Below are 13,727 nucleotides of genomic sequence, written 5' to 3' on the forward strand. Positions count from 1 at the left end.
CCCGCCTTCTGTGGAGAACCTGCGGTTACTTGGACTCGACCGCGTGGCCGCCGAACTGGTTGCGCAGCGCGGCGATCATCTTCATCTGCGGCGAGTCGTCCTGCCGGGAGGCGAAGCGGGCGAACAGCGAGGCGGTGATCGCCGGCAGCGGCACGGCGTGGTCGATCGCGGCCTCGACGGTCCAGCGGCCCTCGCCGGAGTCGGCGGCCCAGCCGCGCAGCTTGGCCAGGTGCTCGTCCTCGTCCAGGGCGCGGACGGCCAGGTCCAGCAGCCAGGAGCGGATGACCGTGCCCTCCTGCCAGCTGCGGAAGACCTCGCGCACGTCGGTGACCTCGGGGGCGGCCTCCAGCAGCTCCCAGCCCTCGGCGAAGGCCTGCATCATCGCGTACTCGATGCCGTTGTGGACCATCTTGGCGAAGTGGCCGGCGCCCACGGCGCCCGCGTGCACCGAGCCGAACTCGCCCTCGGGCTTGAGCGCGTCGAAGACCGGCTGGACGCGGGCGACGTGCTCGGCGTCGCCGCCGTACATCAGGGCGTAGCCGTTCTCCAGGCCCCAGACGCCGCCGGAGACGCCGCAGTCCACGAAGCCGATGCCCTTGGCGGCCAGCGCCTCGGCGTGCTTGATGTCGTCGGTCCAGCGGGAGTTGCCGCCGTCGACGACCACGTCGCCGGGGGAGAGCAGCTCGGCGAGCTCGTCGACGGTCGCCTGGGTGGCGGCGCCGGCCGGGACCATCACCCAGACCACGCGCGGGCCCTGCAGCTTGGTGACGAGTTCCTGCAGGCTCTCGACGTCGGAGATGTCCGGGTTGCGGTCGTAGCCGATGACGGTGTGGCCGGCGCGGCGGATCCGCTCGCGCATGTTGCCGCCCATCTTGCCGAGACCGATGAGGCCGAGCTCCATGACCAAGTCCTTACCTGTGGTGACGTGCCTGCCGGCGGCGCCGTTGCCGCACTCCCCGAGCCTACGCGGTGAAGCGGGGCGGGCCGGCTGCGGTCGGGCCGACCGGGGGAGACGTCCACAGGCTGTGCACAGCGGGTGTGCACAGCCTGTGGACGGTCACGCGCGGGTGTCCGCGCGGGGGCGGCTCAGCCGGAGAGGCGCACCGGCATGATCAGGTACTGGTAGGCCTCGTCCGCCTCGGTGTCCACCGCCGCCTTGCCGCTGAGCAGCGCGGGCTTGGTCGGGGTGGTGAAGCTCAGCTGGGCGTAGGCGGAGTCGATGGCCTTGAGGCCCTCCTCCAGGTAGCCCGGGTTGAAGGCGATCGAGATGGCGTCGCCCTCCAGGGAGGCGTCGATCCGCTCGGTGGCCTGGGCGTCGTCGCCGGAGCCGGCCTCCAGCGTCAGCACGCCCTCCTCGAAGTTCAGCCGGACCGGGGTGTTGCGCTCGGCGACCAGCGAGACGCGCTTGAGCGCCTCCAGGAAGGGCTGGGTCTGGATCGCCGCGATGGCGTTGAACTCCGTCGGGAACAGGCTGCGGAACTTGGGGAACTCGCCCTCCAGCAGCCGGGTGGTGGTGCGGCGGCCGGCGCCCTCGAAGCCGATCAGGCCCTCGCCCGCGCCGCCCGAGGAGAGCGCGATGGAGACGTTGTCGCCGCTGCCCAGGGACTTGGCGATGTCCTGCAGCGTCTTGGCCGGGACCAGGGCGACCGCGGAGATGTCCGACTGCTCGGGCTTCCACAGCAGCTCGCGGACGGCGAAGCGGTAGCGGTCGGTGGCGGCCAGGGTGATCCGGTCGCCCTCGATCTCGACCCGGACACCGGTGAGCACCGGGAGGGTGTCGTCGCGGCCGGCAGCGACCGCGGCCTGGCTGACGGCGGCGGCGAAGACGTCGCCCGGGACGGTGCCGGTGGCGGTCGGCATCTGGGGCAGGGACGGGTACTCGTCCACCGGGAGGGTGGGGAGGGTGAACCGGGAGCTGCCGCAGACCACGCTGACCCGCTGGCCGTCGGTGGAGATCTCCACAGGCCTGTTGGGGAGGTTGCGGGAGATGTCGTTCAGCAGCCGGCCGGAGACCAGCACGGTGCCGGCCTCCTCGACGTCCGCCTCCAGCTCGACCCGGGCCGAGACCTCGTAGTCGAAGCCGGACAGCGCCAGGCTGCCCTCCTGTGCCGTCAGCAGCAGGCCGGCCAGCACCGGCACCGGCGGCCGTGCCGGGAGGCTGCGGGCAGCCCAGGCCACCGCCTCCGCGAGGACGTCACGCTCCACCCGGAACTTCACCGGTAACCGCCTCCTGGATCGAGCGCTCCCGCTCGCACTCTGGTTCGTCTGATCTTGATCGTCGGTTCGGCTGTCCACCGAGCTCTGCCACTCCGCTTCCAGTCGCCAGGGACAGTCTGACGTACTCCGCCGACAGACGGGGCAGACGGGCGGAAGCAACCCGAACAGATGTCGGGGCACGGTTGTCCACAGATTCGGCGCCCACCTGCTTTGAAAGCAAGTCCACGGTCTAAATGTGTAGTGGTAGTAGTAGGGCCTGTGGAAACCGTGGATAACCCCGTTTCCGCAGGTCAGACCCCGAATTTTGTCCACAGTGGGTGTGGACGGCGGCTGTGGACGGACAGGCCCCGCTGTGGACAGCCGAGCGTTACCCACAGGCCACGCTGGGTATCCACAGGTTATCCCCAGCCCTGTCCCCAGATCCGGGCCGGGTTATCCACGGGGGCCGGTCAACTTTTCGTGACGGCTTTCACACCAGGGCATGAACAGCAGCTCACGGTTGTCGAACTGTGGACGCTGCTGTGGACAACCTGGGGATAACTCCCGCCGGCCTGGGGACAACCGGTGGATAACCCGAACGGCCCACTGGCGGGCCGTCAATTGTCCACACCCTGTGGATAACCGTTGTGCACAAGTCCCCAGGCACCTGACCTGCGCGGAAGAGCGTAGCGGTGACCGGCCTGTGGACGAATTCTGGATAACTCCGGGCTCCCCGGCCTGTGGACCGTGGGGAAGACGCCCGTCCTGTGGACAACTGCCGTGCGCGCCCCCGGTTTTCGAATCACCGGTCAGTTGTTCGGCGCGGGCTGTGGACTGGCGGAACGTCCGTCGACGCCAAACCTGCCCAGCCGGCCCGCGATGCACACCTGTGGACGTGCGGAATGTGGCTGCCGCCGAATGCGGTCCTGCCGGAAGCCGAAAAGGGCGTCAGGATCGCTCCTGACGCCCTCCGGACCGCACCCCGCGGCGGCCGTTAGCTCTTGATGCGGTTGGTGAGTTCGGTGACCTGGTTGTAGATCGAGCGGCGCTCGGCCATCAGCGAGCGGATCTTGCGGTCCGCGTGCATCACCGTGGTGTGGTCGCGGCCGCCGAACTGCGCGCCGATCTTCGGCAGCGAGAGGTCGGTGAGCTCCCGGCACAGGTACATCGCGATCTGGCGGGCCGTCACCAGCACGCGGCTGCGCGAGGATCCGCAGAGGTCGTCCACACCCAGGCCGAAGTACGCGGCGGTCTGCTGCATGATGACCTGCGCGGTGATCTCCGGGCCTGCGTCCTCGTCCCCGCCCGGGATCAGGTCCTTGAGGACGATGCCGGCCAACTCCAGGTCCACCGGTGCCCGGTTGAGGTTGGCGAAGGCGGTGACCCGGATCAGGGCGCCCTCCAACTCCCGGATGTTGCGGGTGATCCGGGACGCGATGAACTCCAACACGTCGGCGGGAGCGTTGAGTTGCTCCTGGATCGCCTTCTTGCGCAGGATCGCGATCCGGGTCTCCAGCTCCGGCGGGGTGACGTCGGTGATCAGGCCCCACTCGAAGCGGTTGCGCAGCCGGTCCTCCAGCGTGGTGAGCAGCTTGGGCGGCCGGTCCGACGAGAGGACGATCTGCTTGTTCGCGTTGTGCAGGGTGTTGAAGGTGTGGAAGAACTCCTCCTGCGTGGACTCCTTGCTCGCCAGGAACTGCACGTCGTCCACGAGCAGGATGTCCATGTCCCGGTAGCGGCGGCGGAAGGTGTCCGCCTTGCCGTCCCGGATCGAGTTGATGAACTCGTTGGTGAACTCCTCCGAGGACACGTAGCGCACCCGGGTGCCCGGGAAGAGACTGCGCGAGTAGTGCCCGATGGCGTGCAGCAGGTGGGTCTTGCCCAGCCCGGACTCGCCGTAGATGAAGAGCGGGTTGTACGCCTTGGCCGGGGCCTCGGCGACCGCCACCGCCGCCGCGTGCGCGAAGCGGTTGCTGGCGCCGATGACGAAGGTGTCGAAGAGGTACTTGGGGTTCAGCCGGGCGGCCGGCTCGTCCTTGCGCGAGCCGCCGGCCGGGGGAGCGCCGGGCGGGGCGGGCACCCCGGGGACGGCGGGGCGGTCGCCGGACCGCTCGGGGGCGGCCTTCTCCGCCGGACGGCCGCCGGAGGGCCGGGAGCCGGAGGAGCGGCGGCCCACGCCGGCGCGGGGCTGCTCGTTCGGGCCGGGGCCGTAGGCGCCGCCGAACAGGTCGCCCTGGGTGGTCGCGGGCGGGCCCGGGACGGGACGCGGCGCCGGGCGGGACGCGGGCTCCTCGGACTCGTGGTAGCCCGCCGGCTGCTCCTGGTACCCCTGCCAGCCCTGCGGGCCGGCGGCCGGTGCGCCGTACGGGGCCGGGCGCTGCTCGTAGCCGCCGGTGTCGTAGCGGGGGCGCTCGTAGTCCTGCTGCCCGTACGGCTGCTCCTGGCCGTAGGGCCGGCCCTGTTCGTACGGCTGGTCCTGCTCGTACGACTGCTGGTAGTCCTGGCCGCCGTAGCCGCCGGCCTCCTCGGCCGGGCCGGGGTACGGCTCGGCGGGGGCCTGGGGGGCGGGGGTGGTCGGCACGGCGTTGGCGTCGACCATCACGGCGATCCGGACCGGGCGGCTGAGCTCGCGGCTGAGCGCCTCGGTCAGCTGCGGCAGCAGCCGGCCCTCCAGCACCTGCTTGGCCCGCTCGTTCGGGGTCGCCAGCAGGGCGGTGTCGTGCATCATCCACATCGGCTGGGTGCGCTGCACCCACTGTTTGTCCATCTCCCCGACATCGGGGTCGCTGACCAGCCGCTCGACGACCCTGGCCCAGACCGGGACGAGGTCGCTGTTGACATCAGCCACTGGTGCACGCTTTCCAAGAACAAACCAGACAAGTTCTGCAACGGTAGTCAGCGAACAGGGCGGGATCAAGTCGTTGTCCACAGGCTGTGGGTAAACCGCTCCCGGGAGGCTGGTTTGACCCTCGCACCCCGTCCCGCGTACCGTAACCAGGTCGAGTTGTCGATGGCCGCTGCCGCATGTCCGCGGGTCCACCCGCTCCATAAGGCGCGCAGCACGGGCGCCGTGGATTGCCTCAAACCCCAGCCGAACTGGGGCGATGGGCCGGATTTCCGAATTCAGGGGAGATCACGCGGACGCACGGTGACGGCCAAGCGACCCCCCGTCATCCTACGATTCACCTCAGGAGCCCCCGAGTGAGCAAGCGCACCTTCCAGCCGAACAACCGTCGTCGCGCGAAGACCCACGGCTTCCGGCTGCGTATGCGTACCCGCGCCGGCCGCGCCATCCTGGCCGCCCGCCGTGGCAAGGGCCGCGCCAGCCTGTCCGCCTGATCCGCGCCAGAATCTGTTGTGCTGCCCTCCGAGAATCGGCTGCGGCGGCGCCAGGACTTCGCGACCGCGGTGAAACGCGGTCGCCGGGCAGGCCGGCCCCTTCTGGTCGTCCATCTCAGCAGAGATGGTGACCCCCAGGGGCAGACCGACCGGACCAGCGACTCCCGCCCGCACGTCGCCGAGGGGACTCCTTCGGCGCGTGCGGGTTTCGTCGTGAGCAAGGCCGTCGGCCCGGCGGTGGTCCGCAACCTCGTGAAGCGCCGACTGCGCCATCTCGTCCGTGATCGTCTGTCCAGGCTGCCCGCCGGTAGCCTGATAGTGGTGCGTGCGCTGCCCCAGGCCGCGTCCGCCTCGTACCAGGATCTCGAACGTGACCTGGACGCGGCGCTGAAGCGGTTGCTGAAGGCCGAGCCCGCCGCCACGGCGCCGACGGGAGCAGGGCGATGAAGTACCTGCTGATGGGTCTGATCAGGGTCTACCAGTGGACCATCAGCCCACTGCTCGGTCCGGTGTGCCGTTATTACCCCTCCTGCTCGCACTACGGCTACGAGGCCGTGAAGGTGCACGGGGCGGTCAAGGGCGGCGGGCTGACCGCGTGGCGCATCCTGCGTTGCAATCCGTGGACGCCCGGCGGAGTCGATCACGTCCCGCCGCGCAAGCATCCGGTGTGGCACCGGCGGTTGCGAGACTGGTTGAAGAGCCGGTCCGCCACCGCGGACCCGGTGACCGCCACCCCCGCCGGTCCGGACCCCGAGGGCCCGGCGACCATTGGCCACGTGCGGCCAATCCACCTGTCCAAGGAGTCTGACCGGTGACCTTCGGTTTTCTCAGCCCCCTCTACACGGCAGTGTCCTGGATCATCGTCCAGTTCCACTCGCTGTACAGCCACGTCTTCGATCCGGACGGCGGCTGGGCCTGGGGGCTCGCCATCGCCTCCATGGTCGTCGTCATCCGGATCTGCCTGATCCCGCTCTTCGTGAAGCAGATCAAGGCGACCCGGGCCATGCAGGCGATCCAGCCGAAGATGAAGGCCATCCAGGAGCGCTACAAGAACGACCGGCAGCGCCAGTCCGAAGAGATGATGAAGCTGTACAAGGAGGCGGGTACCAACCCGTTCTCCAGCTGCCTTCCCATCATCGTGCAGGCCCCGTTCTTCACCGCCCTCTACGGCGTGCTCGCCAAGGTGGCCAAGGGCCAGGACATCGGCGTCATCCACGGCGACCTGCTGGTCAGTGCCGGCAAGGCGCACATCTTCGGCGCCCCGCTCTCCGCCACCTTCCTGGGCAGCGACGAGACCAACGTCAAGATCGTCACCGCGGTGATGATCATCCTGATGTCGCTGTCGCAGTTCGTCACCCAGCGCCAGCTGATGACCAAGAACGTCGACCTCACCGTCAAGACGCCGTTCATGCAGCAGCAGAAGATGCTGATGTACGTCTTCCCGGTGATGTTCGCCGTCATGGGCATCAACTTCCCGGTCGGTGTCCTGGTCTACTGGCTGACCACCAACGTCTGGTCGATGGGCCAGCAGCTGATCGTCATCCACAACAACCCGACCCCGGGCAGCAAGGCCTTCCAGGAGCGCCAGGCACGGCTCAAGAAGGCCGGCCGGCTGCGTCCGGACGGTACGGAGATCAAGGGCGCGCTCTGGGGCATGCTGCCCCCGTCCAAGGACGCCCTCAGCGCCGCGACCGCCGCGTCGGCCGCGGTCGAGGAGTCGGTGCAGGCCCGCCGCCAGCAGCCCCGTCGGCAGAGCAAGTCGCAGCGCCAGCATGGCGTCGCCGGTCAGCCGACCGCCGACCTGAGCAAGGACGCCTCGGCCGAGGAGCCCGCGGACGCCGCCCCGGCCGATTCGGGCACCAAGCCGGCGGCTGCCAAGCAGGCCGCGGCGAAGCCCGCCGGCACCAAGCAGGGCACCCGGCAGCAGCCGAAGCGTGGTGGCCAACGGCCGAAGAAGAAGTCCTGACCGGCCCCGAGCCTGTTGTGACAGCCGCGAAGAGCGTCGTTCCCGGCCCGCCAGACGGGCCCATCTCCGAAGGAGTCCATCAGTGACGGAAGGCACCACCACCGCCGTCGAGGCCGAGGCCGCCGGCGCCGACGCCGACGAGAACGTCATCGCCCGCCTGGAGCAGGAGGGCGACATCGCGGCGGACTACCTGGAGGGTCTGCTCGACATCGCGGACCTCGACGGTGACATCGACATGGACGTCGAGGGCGACCGCGCCCTGGTCTCCATCGTCAGCGACGGCAACGACCGCGCGCTGCAGCGCCTGGTCGGCCAGGACGGCGAGGTGCTGGAGGCCCTGCAGGAGCTGACCCGGTTGGCTGTCCACCGGGAGACCGGCGAGCGCAGCCGCCTCATGCTGGACATTGCCGGCTTCCGGGCCCGCAAGCGCACCGAGCTGGCCACGCTCGGCGCCGAGGCCGCCGAGCAGGCGAAGAGCACCGGCGAGCAGGTCAAGCTGCGGCCGATGACGCCCTTCGAGCGCAAGGTCGTCCACGACGCGGTCGCCGCGGCCGGTCTGCGCAGCGAGTCCGAGGGCGAGGAGCCCCAGCGGTGCGTGGTCGTGCTGCCGGCCTGAGGCCGACAGATCGATGACCGGTCGCGCTGGCGGCCGGAGAGCTTCACCGGACGCGACCCCGTCCGCCTCGTGCGGGCGGGGTCGTCGTCCCTTCCGCGGGGAACGGCCCGGCGGAGACGTTTCACGTGAAACAGTGCGTTGAGCGGGTCGGTGGATCCGGGGAATCGGAGAGGTCGAGATGGACACGGAGAACGCGGCCGTCGGCCGGCCGGGGTCGGACGTGGATCCGGCCGCCGAGGGGCGGACCGCCGAGGCGGCTGCGCCGGGCGAGGCGGTCGGGCCGGGTGAGGCGCCGGCTGCCGCCCGGGAGGTGTTCGGCGACCGCTTCGACGCCGCGGTCCGGTACACCGAGCTGCTGGCCACCGCGGGCGTCCAGCGCGGGCTGATCGGGCCGCGTGAGGTGCCCCGGCTCTGGGACCGCCACGTCCTCAACTGCGCGGTGCTGGCCGAGCTGCTGCCGAGCGGCATCACCCTGTGCGACGTCGGCTCCGGCGCCGGCCTGCCCGGCATCCCGGTGGCGCTGGCCCGTCCGGACGTCTCGGTGACGCTGCTGGAGCCGCTGCTGCGCCGGACCACCTTCCTGGAGGAGGTCGTCCGGGAGCTGGGGCTGGAGAACGTCACCGTGCTGCGCGGCCGCGCCGAGGAGATGATCGGCAAGCTCGCGGTGGACGTGGTGACCGCCCGGGCGGTGGCGCCGCTGGACCGGCTGGCCGGCTGGGGCATGCCGCTGCTGCGGCCGCACGGCCAGATGCTGGCGCTCAAGGGCGACAGCGCCGAGCAGGAGCTCGCCGACTCGCGGGCCGGGCTGACCAAGCTGGGCGCGGTCGAGTGGAGCGTGATCTCGGTCGGCGAGGGCACCCTGGAGACCTCCACCCGGGTGGTCCAGGTCAAGGCGGGGGAGAGCCCCGGCGGGGTGAAGGCCGCGACCCGGCGCGCCAAGGCGGCCCGGGCGGGCCGCAACGCGACCGCCCGCAACGGCGGCGAGCGCGGTCGGGGCGGGCGGCGCCGCACCCGCTGAGCTCGGCCGAGGACCGACACGGGCGGACGGATCTCCTGAACGGGGGAACCGTCCGCCCGTCGTCGTCCGGGTGACGGGCAGCGCCCCCGGGAAGCCGGAGTGTCGCAACGTCAGATTTCCGGCAAAGCGGGCATGGTGTTTCACGTGAAACGTCGCTCCTTGCTCTCGGGCATCCTCCGCCGTGACCGGGCGGCGACTGTTGCCGCTCCGGTTTCACGTGAAACACTGACCCCCATGCAGGACTCGGAGACCATCGACCAGATCGATGACACGCCCATCGCACGGGCTGCCCAGGCTGCGGTTCAGGCGATCGGCCGAGCGGGGGAGGGGCTTCCCCGCCCCGCCACCACCCGGGTGATCGTGGTCGCCAACCAGAAGGGCGGGGTGGGCAAGACCACCACCACCGTGAACATGGCCGCCTCGCTGGCCATGCACGGTCTGCGGGTGCTGGTCGTCGACCTCGACCCGCAGGGCAACGCCTCCACCGCGCTGGGCATCGACCACCACGCCGAGGTGCCGTCCATCTACGACGTCCTGGTGGAGGGCAAGCCCCTGGCCGACGTGGTGCAGCCGGTGCACGACGTCGAGGGGCTGTTCTGCGTCCCCGCCACCATCGACCTGGCCGGCGCCGAGATCGAGCTGGTCTCGCTGGTGGCCCGGGAGAGCCGCCTCCAGCGCGCCATCGCGGCCTACGAGCAGCCGCTCGACTACATCCTGATCGACTGTCCGCCCTCGCTGGGCCTGCTGACGGTCAACGCCCTGGTCGCCGGCCGGGAGGTGCTGATCCCGATCCAGTGCGAGTACTACGCGCTGGAGGGCCTCGGTCAGCTGCTGCGCAACGTCGAGCTGGTCCGCGCGCACCTCAACCCCGAGCTGCACGTGTCGACCATCCTGCTCACCATGTACGACGCCCGGACCAGGCTGGCCGCCCAGGTCGCCGAAGAGGTCCGGACCCACTTCCAGCAAGAGGTGCTGAGCACGGCGATCCCTCGCTCGGTGCGCATCTCGGAGGCGCCCAGCTACGGGCAGACGGTGCTCACCTACGACCCGGGTTCGACCGGGGCGCTGTCGTACCTGGAGGCCGCCCGTGAGCTCGCGCTGCGCGCCGCCGGCCGGGGCGGTTCGCTGGTGGGGCAGCAGCGGGACGGCCAGCAGGGGCACGGCGCCCCGGTGGTACAGCACGGCACGACGGAGGGTCATCAGTGAGCGCTCGCAGGGTTGGTCTGGGGAGGGGGCTCGGGGCACTGCTCCCGTCGGCTCCGCCGGAGGTCGGCGGGGCGGCGGCGCAGCCCGGGACGGCCGCGCCCGCACCGGCCTCGACGGTGACGGCCGGGGCGGTCTCGCCGGCCGCCGTGCCGGTGCTGCCGTCCGGCCGGGGGACGGTGGCCGCCCGCGTCGGCGCGGGGAGCCTGCGGGAGAAGGCCGACCGCGCCTTCGAGCCGGCCGAGGTCGCCGGGGCGCGCTTCGCCGAGCTGCCGCTGGACGCGATCACCCCCAACCCGCGCCAGCCGCGTGAGGTCTTCGACGAGGACAAGCTGGTCGAGCTGGTCAACTCCATCAAGGAGGTGGGCCTGCTCCAGCCGATCGTGGTGCGCCAGACCGCGGCGGACGGCTATGAGCTGATCATGGGTGAGCGCCGTTGGCGCGCCTCCCGGGAGGCCGGGCTGGAGCGGATCCCGGCGATCGTCCGGGCCACCGAGGACGACAAGCTGCTGCTGGACGCCCTCCTGGAGAACCTGCACCGGGCCGAGCTGAACCCGCTGGAGGAGGCCGCCGCCTACGACCAGCTGCTGCGGGACTTCTCCTGCACCCACGAGGAGCTGGCCGAGCGGATCGGCCGCTCCCGCGAGCACGTCTCCAACACGCTGCGGCTGATGAAGCTCACGCCCTCCGTCCAGCGCCGGCTGGTGGCCGGAACGCTGATGGCCGGGCACGCCCGGGCCCTGCTCGGCGTGCCGGACGCCGAGGAGCAGGAGCGGCTGGCCAAGCGGATCATCGCGGAGGGTCTCACGGTGCGCAACATCGAGGAGATCGTGAAGGTGATGAAGCTGGAGCAGAAGCCCGCGCGCCAGGCGCCGAAGGCGGGCAAGCTGATCTCCCCGGCCTTCAACGACCTGGCGAGCCGGCTGTCGGACCGCTTCGACACCCGGGTCAAGGTCGAGGTGTCGCAGCGCGGCGGCAAGCTGGGCAAGGGCAAGGTGGTGCTGGAGTTCGGTTCGGTCGAGGACCTCAACCGGATCCTGGACAGCATGGCCCCGGGTGAGGACGGTCTGCGGTTGTCGCAGGGCTGACCCGGGCACCGACCGATGGGTGCATGCTTCACGTGAGCGCTGTTTCACGTGGAACATGCACCCATCGGTGTTCGTGGGGGAATGCTCGCCCGTGAGGTGGAGGAGGAGGTACGGGCATGGGACGCCGGATCGCTCCGCTGACGCTGGACAACCTCGGTGAGCTGCCGGACGGCTGCCGCTCCTGCGTGTTCTGGGAGCTGGACCCGGTCAGCGCCAAGGAGGCGGTGGAGGCCGGGAAGCCGGAGCTGGAGAAGGAGGGGTGGATCTCCACGGTGCTGCTGGAGTGGGGTTCCTGCGGCCGGATCGTCTACGTGGACGACCGGCCCGCCGGGTTCGTGCTCTACGCGCCGCCCGCGTACGTGCCCCGCTCGCAGTCCTTCCCGACCAGCCCGGTCTCGCCGGACGCCGTTCAGCTGATGGTCAGCCGGGTGCTGCCGGGCTACCAGCGGCAGGGGCTCGGCCGGGTGCTGGTGCAGACCGTGGCCAAGGACCTGATCGGGCGCGGGGTGCGGGCGATCGAGGCCTTCGGCTCGGTCGGGCGGCCGCCGACCAGCTGCGTGCTGCCGGCCGACCACCTGCTCGCGGTCGGCTTCAAGACCGTCCGGCCGCACCACCGCTACCCGCGGCTTCGGCTGGAGGCGCGGAGCACGCTCTCCTGGCGGGGGGACGTGGAGGGGGCGCTGGAGCGGCTGCTCGGCGGCGGGCGCAAGGAGCCGGCGCTGCGGCCGTTCTAGGAGGAGTCGGGAATCGGCCCGGGAAACGACGGAGGCGGGGCTGCCCACGAGGGGAGCCCCGCCTCCGTGCGGTCGGCGTCCTGACGACCTAGATGAAGCCGTCCAGCTCGCGCAGCAGCGCGGCCTTCGGACGGGCACCGGTGATGGACTTCACCGGCTCGCCGCCCTTGTAGAGGATCAGGGTCGGGATCGAGATGACGCCGTACTGGGCGGCAGTCGCCTGGTTGGCGTCCACGTCGAGCTTGGCGATGGTCAGCTTGTCGCCGTGCTCGGCCGCGATCTCGTCGAGGATCGGGGCGACCTGGCGGCACGGGCCGCACCAGGTGGCCCAGAAGTCGACCAGCACGGGCTTGTCGCTCTGCAGGACGTCGGTCTGGAAGGACGCGTCGGTGACGGTGGTGGTGGCGCCGGCCACGGGAACTCCTCGGGTTAGGACGGAGGGGGGCTGCTGCCAGGTGAACAACGGGCGGGCCCGTTCTGTTTCGGCCTGGCCGGGAAGGGGGTGTTTCACGTGAAACACCCCCGCGGGGGTGGGTCGGGTGGCCCTGGGGTCAGACCGCGACGGCGGCGGCCTTGGCCTCCAGGTCGTCCAGCGCGGCGAGGTAGCGCTCGGCGTCCAGGGCGGAGGAGCAGCCGGTGCCGGCGGCGGTGATGGCCTGACGGTAGGTGTGGTCCACGACGTCGCCGGCGCCGAAGACGCCGGGGATGTTGGTACGGGTGGAGGGGGCCTCGACCTTGAGGTAGCCCTCGGCGTCGAGGTCCAGCTGGCCCTTGAACAGCTCGGTGCGCGGGTCGTGGCCGATCGCGATGAACAGGCCGGTGACGGCCAGCTCGCGGGTCTCGCCGGTGGTGGTGTCGCGCAGGGTGACGCCGGTCAGCTTCGGGTCGCCGTGGATGGCCTCGACGGCGCTGTCCCACTCGAAGCGGATCTTCGGGTCGGCGAAGGCGCGCTCCTGCATGGCCTTGGAGGCGCGCAGGGTGTCGCGGCGGTGGATGATCGTGACGCTCTTGGCGAAGCGGGAGAGGAAGGTCGCCTCCTCCAGGGCGGTGTCGCCGCCGCCGACCACCGCGATGTCCTGGTCGCGGAAGAAGAAGCCGTCGCAGGTGGCGCACCAGGAGACACCGCGGCCGGAGAGCTTGTCCTCGTTGGGCAGGCCGAGCTTGCGGTGCTGGGAGCCGGTGGTGACGATCACGGCGCGGGCGCGGTGGACGTTGCCCTCGGAGTCGGTGACGGTCTTGATGTCGCCGGTGAGGTCGACCGCGACGATGTCGTCCGGGATCAGCTCGGCGCCGAAGCGCTCGGCCTGGGCGCGCATGTTGTCCATCAGCTCGGGGCCCATGATGCCGTCCCGGAAGCCGGGGAAGTTCTCGACCTCGGTGGTGTTCATGAGCGCGCCACCGGCGGTGACGGCACCCTCGAAGACCAGCGGCTTCAGGGAGGCCCGGGCCGTGTAGAGAGCGGCCGTGTACCCGGCCGGGCCGGAACCGATGATGATCACGTTACGGACGTCGCTCACTGCATCTCCTGGTTCGCATCGCGACCCGCGTTAGCTGCGGGGAGGGCGGT

At 70.9% G+C, this 13,727-nt stretch carries 14 protein-coding genes; 9 read left to right on the plus strand and 5 right to left on the minus strand.

The genetic code is table 11. From position 1 onward, the window contains the following. Nucleotides 1-25 precede the first annotated feature (25 nt). From gnd to dnaA, 3 genes are all read right to left on the minus strand, one after another. Nucleotides 26-901, minus strand: a complete 876-nt coding sequence (gene gnd / locus BX285_RS05485) for a phosphogluconate dehydrogenase (NAD(+)-dependent, decarboxylating) (protein WP_097236928.1) — start codon at nucleotides 899-901, stop codon at nucleotides 26-28. Nucleotides 902-1,086: 185 nt separating this feature from the next. Beyond that, complete coding sequence (dnaN, locus tag BX285_RS05490) at nucleotides 1,087-2,217, minus strand: DNA polymerase III subunit beta (RefSeq protein WP_097236929.1); 1,131 nt, start codon at nucleotides 2,215-2,217, stop codon at nucleotides 1,087-1,089. A 973-nt stretch (nucleotides 2,218-3,190) separates the two neighbouring features. Next, the gene (dnaA, locus tag BX285_RS05495; RefSeq protein ID WP_097236930.1) at nucleotides 3,191-5,044 is read right to left on the minus strand and encodes a chromosomal replication initiator protein DnaA; all 1,854 of its coding nucleotides are present in this window, start codon (nucleotides 5,042-5,044) and stop codon (nucleotides 3,191-3,193) included. A gap of 353 nt (nucleotides 5,045-5,397) precedes the next feature. Between dnaA and rpmH the strand changes: the two genes are divergently transcribed. From rpmH to BX285_RS05540, 9 genes are all read left to right on the plus strand, one after another. Further along, entirely contained in the window at nucleotides 5,398-5,535 is a 138-nt protein-coding gene (gene rpmH / locus BX285_RS05500; RefSeq protein WP_030059672.1) for a 50S ribosomal protein L34, read from the plus strand. 18 nt (nucleotides 5,536-5,553) lie between these two features. Next, complete coding sequence (gene rnpA / locus BX285_RS05505) at nucleotides 5,554-5,982, plus strand: ribonuclease P protein component (protein ID WP_097236931.1); 429 nt, start codon at nucleotides 5,554-5,556, stop codon at nucleotides 5,980-5,982. Continuing rightward, entirely contained in the window at nucleotides 5,979-6,350 is a 372-nt protein-coding gene (gene yidD / locus BX285_RS05510) for a membrane protein insertion efficiency factor YidD (RefSeq protein ID WP_257032506.1), read from the plus strand. The genes rnpA and yidD overlap by 4 nt, the downstream gene beginning before the upstream one ends. Next, a complete protein-coding gene (yidC, locus tag BX285_RS05515) occupies nucleotides 6,347-7,501 on the plus strand; it encodes a membrane protein insertase YidC (RefSeq protein ID WP_097236932.1) in 1,155 nt (384 codons plus the stop codon). Before yidD ends, yidC begins: the two co-directional genes overlap by 4 nt. 82 nt (nucleotides 7,502-7,583) lie before the next feature. Then, nucleotides 7,584-8,117 (plus strand): R3H domain-containing nucleic acid-binding protein, encoded by a 534-nt coding sequence (locus tag BX285_RS05520; RefSeq protein WP_097236933.1) that lies wholly within the window; start codon nucleotides 7,584-7,586, stop codon nucleotides 8,115-8,117. Between the two features lie 178 nt (nucleotides 8,118-8,295). Beyond that, nucleotides 8,296-9,135 carry a 16S rRNA (guanine(527)-N(7))-methyltransferase RsmG gene (gene rsmG / locus BX285_RS05525; protein ID WP_097236934.1) on the plus strand — a complete coding sequence of 280 codons (840 nt, stop codon included), beginning with the start codon at nucleotides 8,296-8,298 and terminating at the stop codon, nucleotides 9,133-9,135. Between the two features lie 234 nt (nucleotides 9,136-9,369). Next, the gene (locus BX285_RS05530) at nucleotides 9,370-10,341 is read left to right on the plus strand and encodes a ParA family protein (RefSeq protein ID WP_257032507.1); all 972 of its coding nucleotides are present in this window, start codon (nucleotides 9,370-9,372) and stop codon (nucleotides 10,339-10,341) included. Beyond that, the gene (locus BX285_RS05535; RefSeq protein WP_097236935.1) at nucleotides 10,338-11,426 is read left to right on the plus strand and encodes a ParB/RepB/Spo0J family partition protein; all 1,089 of its coding nucleotides are present in this window, start codon (nucleotides 10,338-10,340) and stop codon (nucleotides 11,424-11,426) included. The genes BX285_RS05530 and BX285_RS05535 overlap by 4 nt, the downstream gene beginning before the upstream one ends. Nucleotides 11,427-11,542: 116 nt before the next feature. Beyond that, complete coding sequence (locus BX285_RS05540) at nucleotides 11,543-12,160, plus strand: GNAT family N-acetyltransferase (protein ID WP_097236936.1); 618 nt, start codon at nucleotides 11,543-11,545, stop codon at nucleotides 12,158-12,160. A gap of 88 nt (nucleotides 12,161-12,248) precedes the next feature. Here the strand turns inward: BX285_RS05540 and trxA are convergent, their stop codons facing one another. Together trxA and trxB are read right to left on the minus strand one after the other, a co-directional pair. Next, nucleotides 12,249-12,575, minus strand: coding sequence for a thioredoxin (gene trxA / locus BX285_RS05545; RefSeq protein WP_097236937.1), 327 nt, complete (start codon nucleotides 12,573-12,575; stop codon nucleotides 12,249-12,251). 136 nt (nucleotides 12,576-12,711) lie between these two features. Then, nucleotides 12,712-13,677, minus strand: coding sequence for a thioredoxin-disulfide reductase (trxB, locus tag BX285_RS05550; protein ID WP_097236938.1), 966 nt, complete (start codon nucleotides 13,675-13,677; stop codon nucleotides 12,712-12,714). Nucleotides 13,678-13,727 lie beyond the last annotated feature (50 nt).

It is taken from the genome of Streptomyces sp. 1114.5 (genome assembly GCF_003635085.1).
Lineage (GTDB): Bacteria > Actinomycetota > Actinomycetes > Streptomycetales > Streptomycetaceae > Kitasatospora.